This window comes from Krasilnikovia sp. MM14-A1004 (assembly GCF_047159485.1).
Lineage (GTDB): Bacteria > Actinomycetota > Actinomycetes > Mycobacteriales > Micromonosporaceae > Actinoplanes.
Genome location: NZ_AP038773.1, coordinates 1,388,204 through 1,410,056, shown reverse-complemented (window position 1 = coordinate 1,410,056; position 21,853 = coordinate 1,388,204). Strand labels below are relative to the sequence as shown.

General features: G+C 72.3%; 19 protein-coding genes and 2 pseudogenes. 9 read left to right on the top strand and 12 right to left on the bottom strand.

The window, feature by feature from the left end:
* Nucleotides 1–77 precede the first annotated feature (77 nt).
* Nucleotides 78–788, bottom strand: a complete 711-nt coding sequence (locus ACMCNN_RS06595; RefSeq protein ID WP_412745271.1) for an amino acid-binding protein — start codon at nt 786–788, stop codon at nt 78–80.
* A 241-nt stretch (nt 789–1,029) separates the two neighbouring features.
* On the opposite strand from ACMCNN_RS06595, the gene ACMCNN_RS06590 reads away from it, so the two are divergent.
* Entirely contained in the window at nt 1,030–1,155 is a 126-nt protein-coding gene (locus ACMCNN_RS06590; RefSeq protein WP_412745270.1) for a hypothetical protein, read from the top strand.
* A complete protein-coding gene (locus ACMCNN_RS06585) occupies nt 1,152–1,901 on the top strand; it encodes a pyrimidine reductase family protein (protein WP_412745269.1) in 750 nt (249 codons plus the stop codon). Before ACMCNN_RS06590 ends, ACMCNN_RS06585 begins: the two co-directional genes overlap by 4 nt.
* A 436-nt stretch (nt 1,902–2,337) precedes the next feature.
* On the opposite strand, the gene ACMCNN_RS06580 is transcribed toward ACMCNN_RS06585, so the two are convergent.
* From ACMCNN_RS06580 to ACMCNN_RS06535, 10 genes and pseudogenes are all read right to left on the bottom strand, one after another.
* Nucleotides 2,338–3,780 (bottom strand): Pecanex-like protein 1, encoded by a 1,443-nt coding sequence (locus ACMCNN_RS06580; protein WP_412745268.1) that lies wholly within the window; start codon nt 3,778–3,780, stop codon nt 2,338–2,340.
* A gap of 95 nt (nt 3,781–3,875) precedes the next feature.
* Nucleotides 3,876–4,544 (bottom strand): DUF4142 domain-containing protein, encoded by a 669-nt coding sequence (locus ACMCNN_RS06575; protein ID WP_412745267.1) that lies wholly within the window; start codon nt 4,542–4,544, stop codon nt 3,876–3,878.
* 372 nt (nt 4,545–4,916) lie between these two features.
* Nucleotides 4,917–5,675, bottom strand: a complete 759-nt coding sequence (locus ACMCNN_RS06570) for a hypothetical protein (protein WP_412745266.1) — start codon at nt 5,673–5,675, stop codon at nt 4,917–4,919.
* Between the two features lie 186 nt (nt 5,676–5,861).
* Nucleotides 5,862–6,635: a zf-HC2 domain-containing protein gene (locus ACMCNN_RS06565; RefSeq protein WP_412745265.1), complete on the bottom strand. Its 774-nt coding sequence runs from the start codon at nt 6,633–6,635 to the stop codon at nt 5,862–5,864.
* Nucleotides 6,632–7,312 (bottom strand): sigma-70 family RNA polymerase sigma factor, encoded by a 681-nt coding sequence (locus ACMCNN_RS06560; RefSeq protein WP_412745264.1) that lies wholly within the window; start codon nt 7,310–7,312, stop codon nt 6,632–6,634. Before ACMCNN_RS06560 ends, ACMCNN_RS06565 begins: the two co-directional genes overlap by 4 nt.
* 415 nt (nt 7,313–7,727) lie before the next feature.
* Nucleotides 7,728–8,690: a hypothetical protein gene (locus ACMCNN_RS06555; RefSeq protein WP_412747085.1), complete on the bottom strand. Its 963-nt coding sequence runs from the start codon at nt 8,688–8,690 to the stop codon at nt 7,728–7,730.
* 5 nt (nt 8,691–8,695) lie between these two features.
* Nucleotides 8,696–9,313: pseudogene (locus ACMCNN_RS06550) on the bottom strand (SbcC/MukB-like Walker B domain-containing protein); the annotation flags it as partial.
* Nucleotides 9,314–9,571: 258 nt separating this feature from the next.
* Nucleotides 9,572–11,416: pseudogene (locus ACMCNN_RS06545) on the bottom strand (AAA family ATPase); the annotation flags it as partial.
* Complete coding sequence (locus tag ACMCNN_RS06540) at nt 11,413–12,564, bottom strand: exonuclease SbcCD subunit D (RefSeq protein WP_412745263.1); 1,152 nt, start codon at nt 12,562–12,564, stop codon at nt 11,413–11,415. The pseudogene ACMCNN_RS06545 and the gene ACMCNN_RS06540, both read right to left, overlap by 4 nt.
* Nucleotides 12,565–12,573: 9 nt before the next feature.
* Nucleotides 12,574–14,316, bottom strand: coding sequence for an ATP-binding protein (locus ACMCNN_RS06535; RefSeq protein ID WP_412745262.1), 1,743 nt, complete (start codon nt 14,314–14,316; stop codon nt 12,574–12,576).
* Nucleotides 14,317–14,389: 73 nt separating this feature from the next.
* Between ACMCNN_RS06535 and ACMCNN_RS06530 the strand changes: the two genes are divergently transcribed.
* The 6 genes from ACMCNN_RS06530 to ACMCNN_RS06505 all read left to right on the top strand — a co-directional run bounded on the left by ACMCNN_RS06530 (nt 14,390) and on the right by ACMCNN_RS06505 (nt 18,888).
* The gene (locus ACMCNN_RS06530; protein WP_412745261.1) at nt 14,390–14,539 is read left to right on the top strand and encodes a hypothetical protein; all 150 of its coding nucleotides are present in this window, start codon (nt 14,390–14,392) and stop codon (nt 14,537–14,539) included.
* Nucleotides 14,540–14,606: 67 nt separating this feature from the next.
* A complete protein-coding gene (locus ACMCNN_RS06525; protein ID WP_412745260.1) occupies nt 14,607–15,509 on the top strand; it encodes a DNA-3-methyladenine glycosylase family protein in 903 nt (300 codons plus the stop codon).
* 118 nt (nt 15,510–15,627) lie between these two features.
* Nucleotides 15,628–16,914, top strand: coding sequence for a hemolysin family protein (locus ACMCNN_RS06520; RefSeq protein WP_412745259.1), 1,287 nt, complete (start codon nt 15,628–15,630; stop codon nt 16,912–16,914).
* Between the two features lie 124 nt (nt 16,915–17,038).
* Nucleotides 17,039–17,617, top strand: a complete 579-nt coding sequence (locus tag ACMCNN_RS06515; RefSeq protein WP_412745258.1) for a GAF domain-containing protein — start codon at nt 17,039–17,041, stop codon at nt 17,615–17,617.
* 524 nt (nt 17,618–18,141) lie between these two features.
* Nucleotides 18,142–18,423, top strand: coding sequence for a hypothetical protein (locus tag ACMCNN_RS06510; protein ID WP_412745257.1), 282 nt, complete (start codon nt 18,142–18,144; stop codon nt 18,421–18,423).
* 252 nt (nt 18,424–18,675) lie between these two features.
* Nucleotides 18,676–18,888 (top strand): hypothetical protein, encoded by a 213-nt coding sequence (locus ACMCNN_RS06505; protein ID WP_412745256.1) that lies wholly within the window; start codon nt 18,676–18,678, stop codon nt 18,886–18,888.
* A 115-nt stretch (nt 18,889–19,003) separates the two neighbouring features.
* Here the strand turns inward: ACMCNN_RS06505 and ACMCNN_RS06500 are convergent, their stop codons facing one another.
* Nucleotides 19,004–20,122, bottom strand: coding sequence for an MBL fold metallo-hydrolase (locus ACMCNN_RS06500; protein WP_412745255.1), 1,119 nt, complete (start codon nt 20,120–20,122; stop codon nt 19,004–19,006).
* A 159-nt stretch (nt 20,123–20,281) separates the two neighbouring features.
* Between ACMCNN_RS06500 and ACMCNN_RS06495 the strand changes: the two genes are divergently transcribed.
* The gene (locus tag ACMCNN_RS06495) at nt 20,282–21,772 is read left to right on the top strand and encodes a deoxyguanosinetriphosphate triphosphohydrolase family protein (RefSeq protein ID WP_412745254.1); all 1,491 of its coding nucleotides are present in this window, start codon (nt 20,282–20,284) and stop codon (nt 21,770–21,772) included.
* Nucleotides 21,773–21,853 lie beyond the last annotated feature (81 nt).

Below are 21,853 nucleotides of genomic sequence, written 5' to 3'. Positions count from 1 at the left end.
TCCGGATCGAGTCGCCTTGAACCGAAACCTAAGCGTCTCGTGCCGGTGTTACCCAGATATTGCCTGAGCTGGGCGAATTATGAGGGGTCAATCACAGCGTGCGCGATCGGCGACGCGTCGACCCGATCCAGGTGGTCACCGAGGATGACGGCGGCCGCGCGGACCAGCTGGGCGACACGGTCCACCTCGATGACATGGAACGCGGGAGTCGGCAGCTCCTCGTCGTCCGTACGGGCGACCACGAGGACCAGGCCCGCGCGCCCGAACGGGGCGACCGCGTACCGGGTGCCGTCGGGGCCGGTGAGGGGGCGGGCCCGCAGCGGCGTCACCTCGGGCAGGTGCAGCGGGGACGGGGCGCGCCAGCTCGCGTACGTGACCGTGGGCTCGCCACCCGAACGGGCGGCCCAGTCGGCCGGGACCACGGCGGCGGCGGCCCAATCGGCGGCCAGCAGCCCCGGCACGGCGTCGACCAGGGTGGCCAGGCCGTCGGCCGGGTTGGCGGCCACCTGGGCCAGCAGCTCGGCGTCGTGCCCGCCGGAGACCGGCGCGCCGATCGCCCGCCAGACGCCGTCGACCTGCACGCCCGGGATCGCGGCGAGGCCGGCCAGCAAGCGCTCCACCCGGGAGGCGCCCGGCCAAACCACGGTGAAGTCGTCGACGGCGCGGCCGCCGAGCCGTTCCAGCACCACCACCTGGACGATGTCCGCCCCGGCGACGCCGAGTGTCCGCGCGACCTGCCCGAGGGCGCCGGGGCGGTCCGGCAGGGTTACCCGTACCCGCAGCAACATGAAGCTCCCTCCCGTCTGGCCGACCGGCACGGCATGGCCGTCCCGTGATGATCAGACTGCCGAATCGGCGTTTCACGCTGGTTGCACGACCGTTGCTCGATCGTCAAGGACCCGTGAAATACCCACCCAGGAGCCTAGACATGTTCTCCCCGTCGCACGACGGACCGGCCGGGCGTCCAGCAGAACGTGCGAACCCCACCGGGGACACCGCTGACGGGCGGCACGGCGTACGCATAAAGTCATGGACATGATCTGCCGCGCCTGCCGCGAGCGCCGCCACGACGAATGCCGCGGCGGCTCCTGGTGCGACTGCCAGCACCGCCCGGCGCAACCCACCCCGCCGGTGACCGGCCCGCCGGGCCCGTGACCGGCCCTTCCGTGCGGGCCTGGCCGGGTCCCGAGACGCCCGCGCTGGACGTGGCCGCGCTGACCGCGCGGTACCCCCGCAACCCCGAACCGACCCTGCGGGTCAACTTCGTCGCCAGCCTCGACGGCGCGGTGGCCGTGGACGGCTTCTCGGCGGGCCTGTCCGGCCCGGCCGACAAGCTGATCTTCGGAACGTTGCGGATGCTCTGCGACGCGCTCGTGGTGGCGGCCGGCACGGTCCGCGCGGAGAAGTACGACGCGCTGCGCCTCAGCCCGGCCCGGCGCGAGTGGCGGCGCGCTCAGGGCCTGCCGGAGTTCCCGCTGATGGTCGTCGTGTCCCGCACCCTCGACCTCGACCCCGCCCAGGAGATCTTCTCCGACGCGCCGGTGCGGCCGATCATCCTCACCTGCGGCGCCGCGCCCGCGGAGCGGCGGGCCGCGCTCGACCCGGTCGCCGAGCTGGTGACCGTCGGGCAGCGCGAGGTCGATCTGGCCGCCGGGCTGGCCGCGCTGCACGCGCGGGGGGCGACGCAGGTGCTCTGCGAGGGCGGCCCGGTCCTGTTCGGGGCGCTGACCGCGGCGGATCTGGTGGACGAGCTGTGCCTGACGGTGTCGCCGCTGCTCGTGGGCGGCACGGTCGGCCGCATCGCGGCCGGACCGCCCGGTCCGCCGCGGGCCATGTCGTTGCGCGGCATCCTGTCCGCCGACGACATGCTCTTTCTCCGGTACGCCCGCAGCCGCCCCTGACCGGCACCGCGCGCGCCTTTCGCGAGCCCTGACCGACGTCTCGCGGGCATTTCGACGGCCCGGACCGACATCTCGCACTCCCGCGGCGCTGATTGGCGTCTCGCGGGCATTTCGACGGCCCGGACCGACATCTCGCGGGCGTGCCGATGGCCCTGACCGCGCTCCCGGTCAGGGCCATCGGATGGGGCGCGTCGGATGTCGGTCCGCGTCGCCCAGGGCCGGAGCTTGTTGGTGCCGGTCCGGTCGGTCCCGCGCCTCCTTTCGTCAGCCGTTTCCGTTAGCCGGTCCGGTGGCCGAAATGCCGTTCGTCAGGGGGGTGAACGGCCGGCCGGGTCGCCGATGGGGGGTCCCCCGGTGGAGGCGTCATCGGCAGGGATGACGCCTCCCCTGGGGTTCGGTTCCCGGCCGTTTCGGCCGAGGCTCCGGGCTCGTACTGCTAGTTGCGGCGCCGCTGCTGCTGCTGGCCGTTCTGCTGCTGGCCGTTCTGCTGCTGGCCGTTCTGCTGCTGGCCGTTCTGCTGCTGGCCGTTCTGCTGCTGGCCATTCTGCTGCTGGCCGCCGTTGTTGTTGCCGCCGTTGTTGTTGCCACCACCGGCGACCTCGATGCGGACCGCGTCGAAGGCGGGGGTCTGGTTGGCGCGCTCCATCATCGGGATCCGGTGCGAACCGTCACCAGCCCACGAAGCACACTGCGCGGTGCCCTGTTGCGGCAGACCCGGCACGTTGATCGTCACCACATCGGCGTCCCGACCACCGCGCTTGTCCTCGGTCGCCACGAAGAACGCGGGCACCGGGTCCGGCGCGGGCGCGGCGTCCGTACCCTGCAGCATCCGGCAGGCGGTGTGGAAGTGACCCCGGACGATGCCGTCCTGGAGGACCGAACTCTCCACGTAGTACCCACCCTGACCGGCCGCGAGGAACCGGTCCCGGATCAGGTTGCGGGTGCTGACCTTCAGGCTGAAGGCCTGGCCGGCCTGCACCTGCTGCGGCGCGTCCACGATCAGCAGCGACGGGTTGTTGGCCGCCGAGCCGACCTCACCGAACTCGGTCGACACGCAGCGGTCGCCCTTCTGGAAACCGTCGTGCGGCGGGAGCTGGCTGGTGGCACAGGAGTTCGTCAACACGCCCAGGCCCGCACCCGGAGGCGGAGTCTGGCCGTTGTTGTTGTTCCCGCCATTGTTGTTGCCGCCCTGCTGCTGGCCGCCGTTGTTGTTGCCGCCCTGCTGCTGGCCGCCGTTGTTGTTGCCGCCCTGCTGCTGGCCGCCGTTGTTGTTGCCGCCCTGCTGCTGGCCGCCGTTGTTGTTGCCGCCCTGCTGCTGGCCGCCGTTGTTGTTGCCACCCTGCTGCTGGCCGTTGTTGTTGCCACCCTGCTGCTGGCCGCCGTTCTGACCCTGCTGCTGGCCGCCGTTCTGACCCTGCTGCTGACCGCCCTGCTGCTGGCCACCGTTCTGACCCTGCTGCTGACCGCCCTGCTGCTGGCCGCCGTTCTGACCCTGCTGCTGACCGCCCTGCTGCTGGCCACCGTTCTGCTGCTGGTTGCCGGCGTTCTGCATGACCCACTGGCGACAGCGGGCCCGCAGCGTGTCCACGCTCGGGACGTCACCGGCGCCGTCGTCGGCGTGCTGGGTCACCCGACCCTTGTTCGTGGTGTACGTCCCGCGCCTGGTCTCGGTGGACAGCTTCGTGGTCCGCGGAGCCTGGATGTTGTTGCAGGCGGACATGGCGCGCTGGGTCGTGCGGTTGGTGCTCGCGTTGGAGATCTGGGTGACGGTCACAATGCCGCCGAAGGCCACGAGAGTGGCCGCCGCGGCGACGATGCGACGCCGTCCGCTGAACCACTTCGACCATTGGGATTCGCGCCGGTACTGCGACCTTCGCATGGTGACACCTTTCTGGGACAAGTGGCGGGCGGTGGAGCCAGCCGGGGGTAATGCCGTACGGCCTGGTCGGCTGGCCAGGTCGAACCGCTCGCGGATTACCGCGCTCGGAAGATGCGCATGGTGGTGATGACGCCGGCGACCAGGGCCGCGGCGAGCACGAGGAGGATCACGGAGGTGTTGATGCCCGGTGCGCTGCTGTTGGCGGCCTGGATCATCCCCGGGTCGACCGGCACCGGGCCCTTACCGGGGGCCGCGGCGGGCGCCGGGGCGGTGGGCAGCGCGCCGTAGTCGACGATGCCGCTGCTCTCCAGCAGGGTCATGTGCGTCATGACGAACTGGTTGGCCTGCTGCGCCAGCTTGCGGACCGTGTCGTTGCGGGTGCTGGCGCGGATCGTCGCGATGGCCGGGAAGATCTTGCCGTGCGCGGCACGCAAGCGGTCCACATAGATCTGGTCGAACGTCGTGGCGTTGGCGTTCTTCATCTCGTTCAGCCAGAACTTCTGGTCGTCGTTCGGCTGGTTCGGCAGCGCGATGCCCAGCTTCTTGGCCGCGTCCCGGTCGAGCTGGTCGAGCAGCACGTGCTGCGCCGAAATGTTCTTGCCGATGTTCTGGATCCGCGGGTCCTGCGACTTCTGCTGGGCCATGTTGCCGGCCGGAATCTCCCACAGTCCGGCGAGGCGGACCTTCACCACGAAGTCCTTGTCGGCGGGGCTGAGGTTACCGACACCGCGGTCCGTGAGGCCGGTGTTCGGCGGCACGGGCACGTCAGTGGCACCGTCTGCCCTGGCCACTCCGGCCGGAGCCAGGAGAACCACCAACACCGCGGCGAGACTGCCCACAAGCCAGCGCTGAAGCCGGCGTGAGGGGCGGGCGGCAATCATGTCTTGGTACCTCCGACGATGATCTGTTTATCGGCGGCTCCGGCAGCCGTTCGACCAGTGCCGGAAACCGTAGGAGCGCCGCTCGCTCAATAGCAATGCCGCGGGCGGGAAATACGGAAGACTTAAGGGACCGCTTAATCTGGATTTGCACGTTCGCGGCCAGCACCGGAATGTCGTCCGAACGGACGGCACCCGGTGTTCAAGCCATTGTGGAATTGTTTCCGGGGCCACCGAATGGCAGCCCCGGAAAGACGCTCAGTAGCTGTAGTCGGCGCCCGAGCCGCCGGCGTCGCCGCCTTGCTCCTCGTCATCGGCGGGCGGTGCGACCGGCTTGGAGATCTTGGGCAGGCAGGTGAGGTTCTTCGTGCCGTCCGGCTTCACCACGAACCACTTGCCGCCGACGTTCTGGCCCTTCCACGTACCGGCCTTCTTGTCGCCGATGTAGCGGTAGACCGGCCAGTTGCCAATGGTGATCTGCTTGCTGCCGTCCGCCCGGGTGATGGTGCCGACATCCTTCGGGTCGACGCCCTTGAGCTGCGGCTTCCCGTCGGTGAGAGCGGGCGGCCACACCTTGGCGCAGTCACCGTTGCAGTTGGACACGACCTTGGGCTTCACCTTGTCGTCGTCGAAGCGGTACAGCGTGAAGCCGTTCTGGTCCTCGACGACCTGGCCCATGCGGGGCACCGTGGTCGCGTTCAGTTCGGTGGTGAGCTTGTCCTCGGGGACGTCGGGAGCGTCCTTCTGCGCGGTGTCGTCCTTCTGGGCCGCGTCGTTGCCATCGGCGACGGCGTCGTCGGTCGGCGCGTCCGTGTCAGGCGACGGGTTCAGGTCGTTCGAGGCGGGCTGGGCGCCGCCGTTGCCGTAGTCGGCCGCGTTGTAGCCGGCGGGCGCGCAACCGGCGAGGGCGAACGCCGCCGCTAGCGCGGCGCCGACGACCATCAACTTCCGCTTCTCCGGTACCACGTCGTCCTCCAGCTGGATCGTCTGTCCGTGTCCGGGCTGTAGTACGCGCACCGCCGCTGCGCGGTTGAAGAATCGGCGCAATCAATTCGAGGATTTTTGCCACTCCGGCCGCCGCTCGCAGCGCGTACACATGGCCGCGCACTCGGTGATGGAATTCAATGCACCGAACGCCCGGCCGAATCGTTCGGCCGGGCGTTCGCTGGCAGTGCGTGGGTCGGCAGTGCGTGGGTCGAGGCGTCAGGGCACCCGGACGAGGGTCTCGGCCGCGCCCTTGTCGTCGACGGACTGCACCTGGAGGTGTGCGATGTCGTCGCGCGGCAGGGCCGTCACGGCCTGCAGCAGCAGCGGTTTCGGGTTCTCCGCCGTGCCCCAGCCCTTCTCCGGCACGGTCCAGGTGGTGAGCACCTCGGAGCCACCGTCGGTCCGGACCGCCACCAGGCGGCAGGTACGCGGGCCCTTGATGTTGGAGACAGCGAACGACACCTGGGTGCCCCAGTCCTTCTTCTCCAACGCGACGTCCGCCCGCACCCCGCTGCGCGGGTCCGAGCCCCCGAACCGCTCACCGGTCAGGTCGGGGCCGCCGATGCCGGGGCCGTCATCGGTCAGCGGCAGCGGATCGAGCTGGCTCGGGCCACGCTGGGCCACGGGCGTTGTCGGCTGCTGCGGCGCGAACCACTTGGCGCCCGCGAACAGGGCACCGATCGACAGCATCGCGAAGACCACGACCGCGGCGGCCAGCGAGTACAGCCGGCGGCTGTTCGCGCGGCGCCGCTCGTGGCGTACCTCGCCGATCATCTGCTTGAGCACGAGGCCGTCGCGCCGCGACTGTTCGGTGGCGACCAGGGCGTCCGCGTCGACCTCGGAGAGGACGTCCACGACCGGCAGGAACGACTCCAGCTCGACCGCGCAGGTCGGGCAGTCGATGAGGTGGTCCTCGAAGCGGGCCGCGTCGCGCTCGTCGAGCACCCCCAGGGCGTACGCAGCCACGTCGAAGTGCTGGTCCTGCATCATTCCGTCACCCCCCGCTGCTGCAGAGCCGTACGCAGGGCCCGCAGCGCGTAGTACACGCGCGATTTGGCGGTGCCCAGCGGCAGGCCGAGCACCTCCGCCGCCTCCGGAACGGTCCGGCCGCGGAAATACGTCTCGACGAGGATCTCCCGGTGCGACTGACTGAGCGTCTTCAGCGCATCGGTGACCGTCATCAGCTGGAGCACCCGGTCGGTGTCGTCCGCCGTACTCGGGAAGCTCTCCAGCTCACGATCGTACGTCTCCGGTGGCCGGGCGCTCACGCTGCGGTGATCGTCGATGGCGATCCGGCGCGCCACCGTCACCAGCCACGGCCGCAGGGACTGCTGCCCCTGGGCGCCGAGCCGGTGGGCGTTGCGCCACGCCCGCAGCAGCGTCTCCTGCACGATGTCCTCGGCGCGCTGCCGGTCCCCGCCGGTCAGTCGCAGCACGAACATCAGCAGCGGACCCGCGTGCTCCTCGTAGAGCATCCGGACCAGGGTGTCCTCGTGGTTCGCGGGAGTCGACGTCGCCTCGTGCCGAGGCGCCTGTCGTGGAATCACGCCACCATCCTTGTCCGCCCCGCGGGCTCCCTCGAGAGCCGACCACCGGCCACCGGATCGCTGCTGCGTCATCCCGCACGCCCCGTCCGTCTGGGGCCGGTCGACAACCAGCGCATGCATCGATTCCTCCTGCCGGTGCTTACCCCGTCGCCCTTAGTACGAGTGGGGGCACCTGCCGGGATCAATGCGGACGGGAAAATTTCCCGGAGTTCCGCTGGGCCGCGGGGGCCTGTGGGGGTCAAGATTCCTCCGAGTTCCGGGGGCAGAACCGACGCAGGTGAGCGATCACCTTTCATCCATCTGCACCGATATGTGCAGTCGGGCAGGCGAATCATACTCAGCTCAACCGGGTCGTGGAGAAATACTGCTCAGCGTGCTCGCACACGCACGTAGCGCACGAAACTCGCCACCGTGTGGCACCGCTCACACACCGAACGCAAGATATCCGGACAGCCCGGCGATCACGACGGACGCGACGTCCGACGGCGCCACGCCCTGCCCGACTACGCCGGTTCAGCGGCAGCGGCCGGGTGGGTCAGCGGGTGCGGGCCGTGGCCAGTGTCAGCGCTCGATGCAGCACCCGCGCATCCCCGAGCAGCCCCCGCAACCGACGCTCCAGGCCGGCGATGGGGACCAGGTTCTGCGGTGCCCGCGGATCCTTGTACGCCGCCGAGGCGAACCGCGGCAACGTGACCCCGGACAGTCCGGCCAGCTCGATGGCCTGCTCCGGGCTGAGCTCGGGCGAGCACTCGACGCGAACCACCCCCGCCCACGGCGCACCGGACGCCCCCGGCAGCCGCAGATACCACGACCAGCCACCCCACACCGTGCCGAGCGCGAACACCGGGGTGCGCTGCCCCGCGCGCAGTCCGGTGACCACCGGGGTCAGGGCGGCGGGCAGGTACTGCCGCTGCTGGGTCTTGACGTAGCCGATCGTGCGCGGCAACTGGCGGCGATTGCGCAGCGGGCCGTCGACCACCAGCAGGTCGGAGCCGTCGCTGCCGGAGTCGCGGGCCGCCGCGGACACCTCGATCTCCAACGCGGTCAGCGGGCCCTGCACCGCGGCGGGCAGCTTGCTGGCCTCGCCCGTGCCGCCGACCCGGTGGATCTCGTACCGGACGGAGCCGGCCACCACGTCACCGGCGGTGGGGCTGGCCGTGAACAGGCCCCGGCCCACCCGGGCACTCGCCAACTCCGCCACTCCCCTGCGCAGGTCGCACCGGACCACCCCGGCGGCGTACGAGGCGGCCAACCCCGCGTACGACTGGCCGTCGTCCTCCGCGGTCCACAGACCCGCGTCGTTGCGCCGCACCCCGTCCACCAGCAGCACCACGTCGGGGCAGCGCAGCCCGGCGGGTGGGTCGATCGGGGACCACTGGGCCGCGGGGACCTCCACGTCCGTGTCGACCTTGGCGCTGCTCGGCGCCGAGGGCCCGTCGCCGTCCCCACCGCCCTCGAACGACGCCCCGTACGCCGGGTCCCACGCGTCGACGAACATCCGGGTCACAGGCCGACCCTGTCCACATGCGCCGTACGGGCGTCCTTGTGCACCTCGAAGCGGACCGGCACCCGCTCGGCCAGCGCGTGCACGTGGGTGACCACGCCGACCATCCGGTCGCCACGGGCGGCCAGATTTTCCAAGGTGGCGGCCACCACGTCGAGGGTCGCCGCGTCCAGGGTGCCGAAGCCCTCGTCCAGCACGATGGACTCCAGGCTGGCCGCGGTCGTGGACATCCCCGCGAGCTGCTCCGAGAGCGCCAGCGCCAGGGCCAGCGACGCCTGGAACGTCTCACCACCCGACAGCGTGCGCACCCCACGCCGCAACCCCGCGTCGTGGTGGTCGACCACGAAGAACTCGCCCTTGTCGTGGACGAGGTCGTACTGGCCGCCGGTCAGCTCGCGCAGGATCCGCGAGGCGCCGTCGACCAGCAGGTCCAGCGCCTCCTCCAGCAGCCAGCGTTCGAAGTTGTTGGCCCGCAGATGCCCGGCGAGCGCCTTGGCGACCCGGCCCTCGCGCTGCAGGGTGGCGCGTTGCCCGGAGAGGTCACGGGCCTGCTCGCGACGGTCCACCAGCCGCTGCCAGGCCGCCTGCGCCCGCTCGGCAGCGACCGCCGCCGCCCGGATCAGCTCGGCGTCCGCCGCCGCCCCGGCCACGGCACGACCCGCCCCACCCGGACCGGAGTCACCGGAACGGGAGCCCGCCGGACCAGAGCCGCTCGAACCCGGGCCGCTCGAAACCGGGCCGCTCGAACCCGGGCCGCTCGAAACCGGGCCGCTCGACCGCGAGCCAGCCGAACCGGGACCACCCGCACCAGGGCCACCCGCACCAGGGACGGCCCCACCAGGGACGGCCGTCCGTGGCGCGGGCACGCCCGCGCGCGGCTCGGGCACCCCGGCCCCGGTGAACAGCGCCACGACCGCCGCGTACGCCCGCGCCGTCGCCTGGTGCGCCGCCGTGACGGCCGACTCCGCCTCGGCGCGGGCCCGCTCCCGCCGTTCGCGCTGCTGCTGCGCCCAGCCGACCAGCGTGGCCCAGGCACCCGCCAGGTCGTCCCGGTCCGCGGGCGGCGGGGCGAACCGGGCGACCGCGTCACGCGCCGCGTCGAAGGTCCGCCACGCCCGGCGCTGCTGCTCATCGGCGGCCTCGGCGGCGGCCTGGGCCCGGCGCTGCTGCTCGCGGGCGGCGCGCACGGCGGCCCCGGAATCCTCCAACCGCCGCTGCAGCCGGGTCAGCTCGGCCAGCCGGGTGCGCAGCGCCCCCTCGCCCGGGGAGTCCGCCAGCCCGCCGCGCACCTCGGCCAGCCGGGCGAGGTGGTGCTCGTGCTGGGCGCGCTTGCGTTCCAGGCCGCTCTCCAGTTTGCGCGCCACCGCGTCCCGCTCCCGGAACGCCGTGGTGGCCACCTCGGCGGCGGCCCGCGCGGCCCGGCCGGTGGCCTCGGCCGCCTGCACCGCCGAGCCCTCGGGCACGGGTGGCACCTGCTCGACCGGGCGCAGGCAGACCGGGCAGTCGTCGCCCGGGGACAGATGGGCGCGCAACGCGACCGCGCGGTCCAGCCGCTGCGCCTCCGAGTACTCCGCGCGGGCCTGTTCGAGCAGCTGCTCGGCACCCGTGGCGGCGGCCCGGGCCAGCTCGGCCGCGGCGGCGGCGTCGCGGAACTCCACCTCGGCGACGCCGACCTCACCCGCGAACCAGTCGGCCTGCTCGGTGAGCCGCTCGAACTCGGCGTGCCGGTCCAGCAGCAGGCGCAGCGCGGCCGATTCCCCGGCCGCGGCCAGCTCGCCGCGTACCTTCTCCTCGAGCTCCTCGGCGGCGCGCACCGCGGCCGCGGTGTCGGCGGCGGCGGTGCGCGCCGCGACGCTCGCCTCGGCGGCCGCGGCGCTCGCGGGCGGTGTGCGCACCTCGCCGAGGTCGGCCAGCTCGTCGTCCAGGCCGTCGCGGGTCGTCGCGGCCGCCTCCTCAGCCTCGCGGGCCGCGCGCAGTCCCGGCACCGCGGCCTCGACCGCCACCGTCAGCTCCCGCATGGCGTCGCGCCGGGCCCGGGCGGCCTCCACCGCGGCGTCGTCCGCGTCGGCCAGCCCGGCCAGCACCTGGTCGAGGGTCGTCAGCTGCGCCTCGGACCTGCTGGCCCGCGCCGTCGCGCGCGCCTGGATCTCCTCGTAGACGTGCAGGCCGAGCAGGTTGACCAGGATCTGCTGGCGGGTGGCGGGCTTGGCGTGCAGGAAGTCGGCGAACTGGCCCTGCGGCAGCACCACGCAGCTGGTGAACTGCTCGTACGGCAGCCCCACCGCCTCGACGACCGCCCGGTCCATCTCCGCCGGGGTGCCGGCCAGCACCTCGCCCAGGTCGTCGAGGCTCATCCCGGTGTCGAGCCGGGTCGCGTCGAAGCCCGGTGGCATCAGCTGCAGGCCCGCGCTGGCGGTCTTCGCGTTGCCGCGGGCGTCGCGACGCACCACCCGGGTCGCCACGTACCGGGCGCCGGCCGACTCGAAGACCAGCCGCACCCGCGCCTCGTTGGCCGACGGGGCCAGCGCGTTGCCGATCCCCCGGGTGCCGCCCCAGCGGGGCACCGTGCCGTACAGGGCGAAACAGATGCCGTCGAGCACCGTGGACTTGCCCGAGCCGGTGGGGCCGACCAGCGCGAAATAGTCCGCGTCGGTGAAGTCGACCGTGGTCGGGTCCCGGAACACCGTGAACCCGGCGAGGTCCAGCCGCAGGGGTCTCATGAGCTCTGACTCACCTCGTCGTACAGCTCGTCGAACAGCTCACGGACGCCGTCGTCGGCGCCGTCGCGGCTGTCCAGGTAGTCGCCGAACAGCTCACGCGGCGAGCGCCCGGCGCGCTGCGCCATCCGCTGCCCCGCCCGGTCCGGGACCATGTCGGGGTCGATTCGCACCTCCAGCGCGTTGGGCAGCAGCTCCTGCACGTCCTCGCGCAGACCCACGCGGGGGGCCTCGCGGACGTAGACACGGAGCCAGGCGTCCGGATCGTTCACCGTGCGGAGCTGTTCGAGGGTGCCGCGGACCGTACGCAGGGGGCGCGCCGAGGTCACCGGCACGTGCCGGACCCGGGCCGCGCGGTCGGCGGCCACGTCGACGACGGCGACCGAGCAAACGTTCTCTTCCTCGCCGAAGTCGATCGCCAGGGGGCTGCCGCTGTAGTGCACCGGGCAGGGCCCGGTGACCTGCTGCGCCCGGTGCAGGTGGCCCAGCGCCACGTAGTGCGTGTTGGCGGGGAACACCGTGGCGGGCACCGCGTAGCCCATGACGCAGTGCGCCTCCCGCTCGCCGCCGCCCGCGGTGGCACCGACGATGGTGAGGTGGGCGGTCAGCAGGTTGACCACGCCGGGTGAGTCGAAGCCCTCGCTGAGGCGGGTGATCAGCCGGGCGATGTGGTCGGCGTAGGTCTGGCTGGCCTCGGCGGCGGTCAGCTCGTACATCTCGGCGGCGCGGATCGCGTACCGCTGGGAGAGGAACGGCAGCGTGACCAGCTGCCACGGCTCGCCCCCGGCGGTGGTGCCGGTGACCACCAGCTCGGCGGGGTCGTCGCGGACCGCGCCGCGCAGCACGATCCCGGCCGCCTCCGCCCACGGACGCAGCGCGTCCAGCGCCTGACCGTTGTCGTGGTTGCCGCCGATCGCCACCACCTGCGCCCCGGTGCGGCGCAGGGCGCTCAACGCCCGGGTCACCACGCGGGTGGCGTCCGGGGAGGGGGCGGCCGTGTCGTACAGGTCGCCGGCGACGACGATCAGATCCGGCTGCTCCGCCCGCGCGATGTCCACGACCCGGGCGAGCACGCGGATGTGCTCGTCGTGGCGGGACCGGCCCTTGAGGACCTTCCCCACGTGCCAGTCGGAGGTGTGCAGGATGCGCATCGCGAAACCTTAGAACGGAATCTCGTCGTCCGACGACCCGCCGCCGACGACGGCGAACGGGTCGGCGCCCTGCACGATCGAGCGCAGGGTGCCCGACGGCGGCGCACCGGCCTCCGAGGCCCGGGTGGCCCACGCCGGGAACGGGAACTCGACGCACAACGGCACCGGGATGTCGGGCTGGTTGACGAACATCGTGCCGGGCCGCGCCAGCAGGGCCCGCTGCCGCTGGGCGGGCGGGAGGAAACCGTACTCCGGGCGGGACGCCTCGGCCGGGTCGAGGCGGCCCACCACCCGGATCGCCGAGTTCGTGACGATCCGGCGTTCCACCTCGCTGGCGGTCTGCTGGGCGCCGATCAGGATCACCCCGAGAGAACGGCCGCGCTCGGCGATGTCGAGCAGCACCTCCTTGATCGGGGAGGTGCCCTCGCGTGGTGCGTACTTGTTCAGCTCGTCGAGCACCACGAACAGCAGGGGCTTGGCCGTGCCCGCCTTCTCCTTGCGCTCGAACTCGGTCTTGAGTGTCACGCCGACCACGAAGCGTTGCGCACGGTCCGGCAGGTTGTGCAGGTCGACCACCGTGACCTGGGCGCTGTCCGCGGTCGAGATGGCGTGCGGGCGGCGGGTCGCCAGGTCGCCGCGGATCAGCCGGGCCAGGTCCTTCTTGCTGCCGATCAGGCGGCGGGCGAAGGCGTTGACCGTACCCATGTTGATGGCGCTGCCCGCCCAGGTGGCCCGGGTCTCGTCGTCGGTGAGCTGGTCGACGACGTGATCGACCAGGTCGCCGTAGGAACCGAGGCGGATGCCGTCGATGCTGACCCCACCCTCGGCGGGCACCGCATGCCGGGCCAGGTGCGCGGCGACCGAGTGCACCACCATCGTGTACTGCTGCCGCTCGTCGTCCGCGTCGGCGAACACGTACGGCAGCAGACGGTTGGCGCAGAACTCCTCCAGCGTCCAGTAAAAGCTGTCCACCCCGGTCAGGCGGCTCTGCACGTCGGGCGCGCCGGAGGAGTCACCGGCGCGGGGCGGGGCGTAGACGCGGATGTCCGGGAAGGCGGTGGCGGGCAGGCCCAGCTGGGCGTACGCCGCGACGGTGGACTCGTCCAGCTTCGTGTTGGGGTGGTCGAGGAAGAGCAGATCCTCCCCCTTGACGTTGAAGATCAGCGCCTTGGCGTTGACCGCGTCGCCACCGAGCGTGCCCGAGCGGAACACCGAATAGAGCAGGAACGTGGCAAAGCTCGTCTTCGTGGCCACGCCGGAGATGCCGGAGATGGACACGTGCGCGCCGCGGGTGCCGTCGAGGAAGTCCGCGTTGAGGAAGACCGGCACCCCGTCGCGGCCGGTGCCCATCGGGACCCGGCGTTCCATCCGGTCGAAGTGCAGCGCCGCGTCGCGGGCCTCGCCGGTCGCCCGGTGCACCACCGCGCCGGGGGCGGGCGGCACGTACAGCTCCGGGTCGACCCGGGTGGTGGTGATCTCGGCCGCCTCCTGGGTGAGGGCGGGCAGGGTGCCCTCGGCGATGGCGAACACGTCCGAGTCGAACTGGGCGCCCTCGTGCCGGGCCCGGACCTGGGTGACCACCCCGGCGATCGTCACCGGCTCGCGGTCGGGCAGCTCGCGGCGGGTCACCACGACGTCGTCGAGCTGCAGGTAGCTGCCCGGCGTGACGGCCGTCCAGAACTGCAGGGGGGTGGCGTCGGCCGTGCCGAGCACCCGGCCGACCGGGTGGGACGCGGGGGTTTCGTCTGACACGCGACCATGGTGCACCAGCCGTACGACAGGAGCCGAGCGGCATGGCCGTCGCGGGGTGTCGCCGACGGCGGCGATGCGGGAGACGCAGCTGGAGCACTACGCCGAGCACAAGGCGGACGCGGCCAAGAATGCGGCCGACCCGACTGAGGTCAAAGCGGGGCTGGCGCAGATCGTACGGATGCTGGAGGGCCCGGGCGGCGAGGGCCGCACGCCGGAGCGGTAGCCCGGCGCTGCGCCCCAGCTCACGGGTCCGCTCAGGTTTTCGGGTGCGGCGTGGCAGAGTGGCGCGGGTGAGCGTGACCCGTCGCCTGCGACCGCCCGAGCGGTACCGGTTCGCCGGATCCGTCGCCCCGCTGACCCTGGGCCACCACGACCCGTGCGGCCACTTCGTCGGCGATGGCTTCTGGCTGGCGGCTCGCACCCCGGACGGCCCCGGCACGCTGCACCTCGCCCCGGCGGGCGGCGAGCTGGCCGCCGAAACCTACGGACCGGGCGCGGACTGGCTGGCCGAACGCGCCGACGCCGTGGCGGGCCTGCGCGACGACGTGACGGCCTTCGCCCCGTTGGCGGCCGCGCATCCGGTGGTGGCCCGGCTCGCCGTCACCTTCCACGGGCTGCGGATGCCCGCCACCGGGCTGGTGTTCCCCCGGCTGCTGCGGGCGATCCTGGAGCAGAAGGTGACCGGACGGGAGGCGCACCGGGCGTACCGGGCGATCTGCCGCCACTTCGGCGAACCCGCGCCGGGTCCCGTGCCGCTGCTGCTGCCGCCCGATCCGGCGGCGGTGGCGGCCACGCCGTACTGGACGTTTCACCCGTTCGGGGTGGAGCAGCGGCGCACTCAGGCGCTGCTGCGCGCGGCACAGGCGGCGGCGCGGCTGGAGCGGTGCGCGGACAGCGCCGAGGCGACTTTGCGGATGACCGCGATTCCGGGCATCGGCCCGTGGACCGCCGCCGAGGTCGTCCGGGTCGCGTACGGGGACCCCGACGCGGTGAGCGTGGGCGACTTCCACATCCCGAACACGGTCGCCTGGGCGCTGGCCGGTGAGGCGCGCGGCACGGACGCCCGGATGCTGGAGCTGCTGGAGCCGTTCCGGGGCCAGCGCGGCCGGGTGTGCGACCTGCTGGCCGCGGGCGGGATCGGGGCGCCCCGGTTCGGCCCGCGCATGCCGATCCGCTCATTCGCCCGGTTCTGACCGCCGATCCGGTTTTTCGAATCCGCGCGGCCCCGATCTGCCTGCCGACGGGTGGTCGGCGCGTGCGGTCGCTACCGTGTGCCACTGAGATCGATTCGCCGAGGGGCGTGGAGCTGTCGTGAGTGGCATAGGCGGGCAGATCGTGCTCGTGCTCGTGTTGGTGCTGGTCAACGCGGTCTTTTCGGGTAGCGAGATGGCGCTGGTGTCGTTGCGCGACAGCCAGGTCCAGCGACTGGAACGGACGTCGCGGCGTGGCCGGGTCCTGGCGCGGCTGGCCCGCGACCCGAACCGTTTCCTGGCCACGATCCAGATCGGCATCACCCTGGCCGGGTTCCTGGCGTCGGCGTTCGCCGCCGTGTCGCTGGCCGAGCCGCTCATCGAGCCGCTGAGCTTCCTCGGCGCGGCGGCGCGGCCGACCGCCATCGTGCTGGTCACGGTGGTGTTGACGTTCGTGACGCTGGTCTTCGGGGAGCTGGCACCGAAGCGGATCGCGATGCAGCGTACGGAAGGCTGGTCGTTGCTGGTGGCGCGCCCGCTGGACGTGCTGTCGGCGATCAGCCGCCCGGTGGTGTGGCTGCTCAGCGTCGCCACCGACGTCACGGTACGGCTGGCCGGGGCCGACCCGAAGGCGCAGCGCGAGGAGGTGACCACGGAGGAGATCCGGGACATGGTCGCCGCCCGGCAGGAGTTCTCGGCGGAGCAGCGCACGATCATCAGCGGCGCGTTCGAGATCGCCGACCGCATCCTGCGGGAGATCCTGGTGCCCCGGCGGGACGTGCAGACCCTGCCCACGGGTACGGAGGCACACCTGGCGCTGCGGATGCTCATGGACGCGGGCCATTCCCGCGCGCCCGTGGTGGGCCCGGCCGGTCTGGACGACGTGCTGGGCGTGGTGCACCTGCGCGACCTCATCGACGCCCGCGGTACGGCCGACGCGGTGGCCCGGCCGGGGCTGTTCCTGCCCGAGACGTTGCGGGTCTCCGACGCGCTGCGCCAGCTGCGGGCCGAGCGCCAGCAGTTGGCCATGGTGGTGGACGAGCGCGGCGCGATCGACGGGATCATCACGATGGAGGACCTGGTCGAGGAGATCGTCGGCGAGATCTACGACGAGACGGACCGGGACGTGCAGGCGGTCGTCCGCGAACCGGACGGCGCGCTGCTGCTGCCCGGATCGTTCCCGATCCACGATCTGCCCGACATCGGCTTCGACGCGTCGACCCCGGACGAGGGCGACTACACGACGGTCGCGGGCATGGTGCTGGCCGCGCTCGGCCACATTCCCACGGAACCGGGCGAGGTGGTGACGTGCCCGCAGTTCACCGTGGAGGTGGTCGAGGTGACCGGCCGCGCCATCACCCGGATCCGCCTGCGCCCGCTGCCCGAGGACGAGGAGCCCGACGCCTGACGGGCGTTCACCCGTGCGGGGGATGATCGCGGCGATTGTGGCCTTCACGGGCATTGGGGACGCGCCGGGACGGTCATTAAGCTCGCGGTGACCGTGAGCGAGGACTGTGTGAGGTGGATCCGTCGTGACGAACAGCAACCCCGCCTCGCCCGATGCGTACGAGTATCTGGACGGCGTCGCGCCGGGTGAACGTGAGCGGCTGCGGGCCGTGCGCCGGTATCAGCTGGTCGATCAGCCGGCCGAGGAGGCGTACGTGCGGATCGCGTTCGTCGCGGGCGCGGTGTTCGACACCCCGATCGCGACGGTGTCCCTGGTGGAGCAGGACCGGGTCTGGCTGGCCGGGTGTGTGGGGCTGTCCGGGGTCAGCGAGGTCGGCAAGGAGCCGGGCCTGTGCGCCTCGGTCATCCAGCAGGACGACATCTATGTGATCAACAATGCGGCGGTGGATCCGCGTACGCTCGCTCACCCGCTGGTCCGCGGCGAGCTGGGGTTGCGTTTCTACGCCGCGGCGCCGATCCGCACCTATGACGGGCACCGTCTCGGCACGGTGAACGTCATCGACAACCGCCCGCGCGAGGCGAGCCCCCGGCAGCTGGCGGCGCTGGAGCATCTGGCCGCGATGGTGGCCGACGAGTTGGAGCTGCGGCTCATGGTGGTCCGCAGTGCGGCGGCGGAGCAGCGGATGCGCGCGAACGTGCAGTGACCACGCAGGGACGAACTCCGGTGAGGTAGTGCGCTCGGAACCGGTACCGCAACCCCTGGAGGCCATCCGGTTCACTTGCCGCGCGTTTATCCATATGCGGCAAATCGGCTCGAAATCACTGAACGGCGGCGGGTGTCACCGTGGTCGGCGGCGTGTCCGAGGGCGCCCGGCGGCGGCGAAATGCGCCCCGCGGCGGCCGCCGTTCCCGCCGGATGGCGCGCGTCGGCGACCTCCGCAGACCTACGCGCATCGTTTGGCCTGGATTGTCCTAAAAGACCGTGCGATTCGGAACCGTTTTCCGACGCACCATCCGGCGCAGGCCGCCCCGCGAAGGTATGGGCAAACTTCGAATTGAGCAGGTCAAGCGGGGCCTTCACGGCGTGAGGTCGCGCCGCGTAGTCCAACCATCCACCTTGCATGTTGCTACCTAGCAGATTATCGGCCACCATGGAGTGCAAAGCGGTCACTCGGTGACGAAACCCCGACCCCCGTCCCCGATCCGCTTCATCCCCAAGGAGGGCGCAATGGTCACCACCAACCAGCGCCACATGATTCGGACGCAGGTCCGGCTCGTCGACCCCGAGGGCACCTCGCGGGTCACGGCGCGCCGGGACGTGTCCCCGGCCCGGCGGCGTCGGCGGCACGCGCAGTGCCGGACCCGGCCGGTTCGCCGGATCGTCCGTGTGGCGATCGCATCGCGGGCCGCAGCTCCGCGGTGGCTCGTTTACCTGCAGGTCGTGCTCGGGGTGGGCGCCTCACTGGTGACCATCGCCCGAACGCTGATCGAGCTGTTCCACCGCGGCTGACCCGTCCACGTCGGAACGGGTCCGCCGAGGACAGCGCCAGCGCGGTCGAGTACGAACTGGACCGCAAAATACCCGACCGTCGGATAGCCGACAGAAAACTATGCCGGCGTCCGTACCTCGAACCCGGTTTTATGGGTTTTCATCCCCGTAAATCCCCTAGCTTCGGGCGATCTCGGCACCCCACACTGATGTGCGTCCGGCACCGCTCCGCCTCTCCTGGGGGTTCGCATGACGAACGACCCGAGTTCCGCCGTGAGTGTCGCAACCATCGTGATGGCCGCCACCGTCGTCGCCGTCGGCTACCGCGTCGGCCGCACCCACGCCGCCTGGCGCGACGTGCGCGCCGCCAAGCGGGACGTCCCGGCCAAGCGCCGCATCGCCTGGGGACACACCAGGGGACTGCTCCTGACGGCCTTCGCCATCGTGGCCATCCTGCTGGCCAGCGCCTACGACGCGGTGCACTGAGGCGGCCCCGGATTCCCGGCTGACCCACCGCTCGACACCAGCACCTCCACTGCCGACCGCGCATGCGCCGCCACGACCGACGAGTCGCGCTCGTACGCCGCGGGGCCCCGGCAGGTCAGCCGATCTGCTGCCACCAGCCGTCCACCGCGGGCGGGTCGTCCACGTCGACCCGCTCGCCGGGACGCGGCACGGCGAGCCGTACGTCGCGCGCCTTCGCCTCCGCCCAGGTGCGGTCGGCGGGCTCCGCCCAGTCGTGCAGCGCCAGGTTGAACGTCGCCCAGTGCACCGGGATCATCAGGCCCCCGCGCACGTCCACATGGGTGGCCACCCCGTCCTCGGGGAACATGTGGATGTCCGGCCACGCGTCGCCGTACGCGCCGACCTGCACGAGCGTCACGTCGAACGGACCGTGCTCCGCGCCGATGTCGGCGAAGCCCGGGAAGTAGCCCGTGTCGCCACTGTAGAAGGCCTTACGGGTCGGCCCGGCGATCACCCAGGACGCCCACAGCGTCTCGTCGCGGGCGAAGCCGCGCCCGGAGAAGTGCCGGGCCGCGGTGGCGACGAACTCGACACCGGCGACGGTCACCCGCTCGTTCCAGTCCAGCTCGACGATCCGGGCGGCGGGGACTCCCCAGCGCTCCAGGTGGGCACCCACCCCGAGCGGCACCAGGAACGGCGCGGCCTGCAGGTCGACGAGGTTGCGGATCGTCTCCATGTCGAGGTGGTCGTAGTGGTCGTGCGAGATCAGCACCGCGTCGATCGGGGGCAGGTCGCGCAGCGGGACCGGCGGCTCGTGCAGGCGCTTGGGCCCGAGCAGCCGCGACGGCGAGCACCTGTCGCTCCATACGGGGTCGAGCAGCACCCGGCGGCCCTCGATCTCCACGAGCGCGGACGAGTGGCCGTACCAGGTGACGAAAAGGCCGTCCGCGGCTCCGCCGGTGTCGGGGCGCAGCACCGGCACGGGACCGGACGGGCGCCGCCGCTCGCGGTCGGTCATCGCGGCCGCGGCCACCCGGGGCATCGAGGCGGCCGTGAGCTCGGTGGCCGGCACGGTGTTGCGGAACTTGCCGTCGGCGAACTGCGGCGAACGGTTGATCCGGTCGCGGCGCGCCCCGCCGGCCCGGGCCCCCATCTGAGCCGGGACGTCCCGGACCGCCCACGCCGCCGCGGCGCCCAGCGCCAGGGCCACCCACATCCCGGTACGCCCGCGGCGCCCGCCTGCCTGCCTCGCCATCCGCACGATCCCCCTTCTCTTCGACCGACTCATCGGCCGCGTCCGGACGGAACCAAGTCTGACGGTCGACGGCCACCGCGCGCCACCGGCGTACTGGGATCTCCGTCACCGCAGGTGGTTGCCGTGGCGACCCTGCGGCGTCGGCGTACGCTCGCGCCCATGGATGATCCGCGCTCCCGGCGCCTGTTCGGCGAGAGCCTCGTCGCCCCGGGCGACCTGGCGGCCAGCCCCTTCCGGGTGGACCGCGACCGGATCGTCAGCTCCCCCTTCTTCGCCCGGCTGGGCGGCGTCACGCAGGTGATCAGCCCCGGCGGGGCGGGCCTGCTGGTGCACAACCGGCTCACCCACAGTCTGAAGGTCGCGCAGGTCGGCCGGGCCGTCGCCGAGCGCCTGACCGCCGACCCCCGGTACGCCGACCTGCTGGAGAAGCTGGGCGGCTGTGACCCGGACGTGGTCGAGGCGGCGGCGCTGGCCCACGACCTCGGCCACCCGCCGTTCGGCCATCTGGGCGAGCGGGTGCTCGACCAGCTCGCCCGGCAGCGGCTGCGACTCCGCGACGGGTTCGAGGGCAACGCGCAGTCGTACCGGATCGTGACCAGCACCGAGATCCGCGGCCAGGCCACGATCGGGCTCAACCTCACGGCCGCGGTGCGCGCCGCGATCCTGAAGTACCCGTGGACCCGGCGCACCCACCCGGAGCCGCACCCGCGCTTCATGGACCCGGCGCCGCGCGGGGCGGCCCCGCCGCCCGACGACGCCGAGGGCGGGTCGCTGAAGTTCGGCGCGTACTCGACGGAGATCGCGGACGTGGTGCAGGCACGGCTGCCGTTCGCGGGCCGGGTGGCCGACTGGCAGCAGACCCCCGAGGCGTCCGTGATGGACACCGCGGACGACATCGCGTACGCCATCCACGATCTGGAGGACGTGCACCGGGTCGGGGTGCTGCAGCAGGGCGCGGTGGCGGCCGAGCTGATGGCCTGGCAGCGCGCGCCCCGGTGGGCGCTGGACGCCGAGGCGCCGGACGAGCGGCGGCCCGGCAGCGCGATCGAGTCGCTGCGCCGCCAGCTGCACCGCAAGGACGGCTGGATGACAGACGACGACGCGTTCGCGGCGGCGGTCGAGCACGTCCGCGCCGAGCTGGTGGACGGGCTGCTGGCGGCGCCGTTCGACGGGTCGCTGGAGGCGGAGGCCCAGGTGGCCGCGTTCTCCGCGTCGTGGACCCGGCGGCTGGTCGAGTCGATCGAGGTGGTCGGGCAGCCCGCCGTGCGCTCCGGGCACGTGGCGCTCGCCCCGGCCCAGTGGCACGAGGTGCAGATCCTCAAGTTCGTGCAGAACCGGTTCGTGCTGGCCCGCCCGGATCTCGCGCTGCATCAGCGCGGCCAGGCCCGGCTGCTGGCGCAGCTGGTCGAGGCGCTGCTGGCCTGGCTCACCGACCCCGACGAGGCGGAACGGCTCCCCCGCCGGATCCGCGACCTGGTCGAGCTGGGCGAGGCGGAGCTGCCCGAGGGCACCCCGGATCGGATCGGCCGGGCCCGCGGCCGCGCGGTGATCGACTTCGTGGCGGCCCTCACGGACGGGCAGGCGGTGGGCCTGATGGAGGCCCTGTCCGGCCGGACCCGCCAGCTCTGGACCGACGCGTTCGTCCTCTGATCTCCACGAGCCTCGGCGTTCGCCATGGGTGAACACTGTCCCTGCAACGCCTGCAACGGTGTAATCATGTAATCAACACCG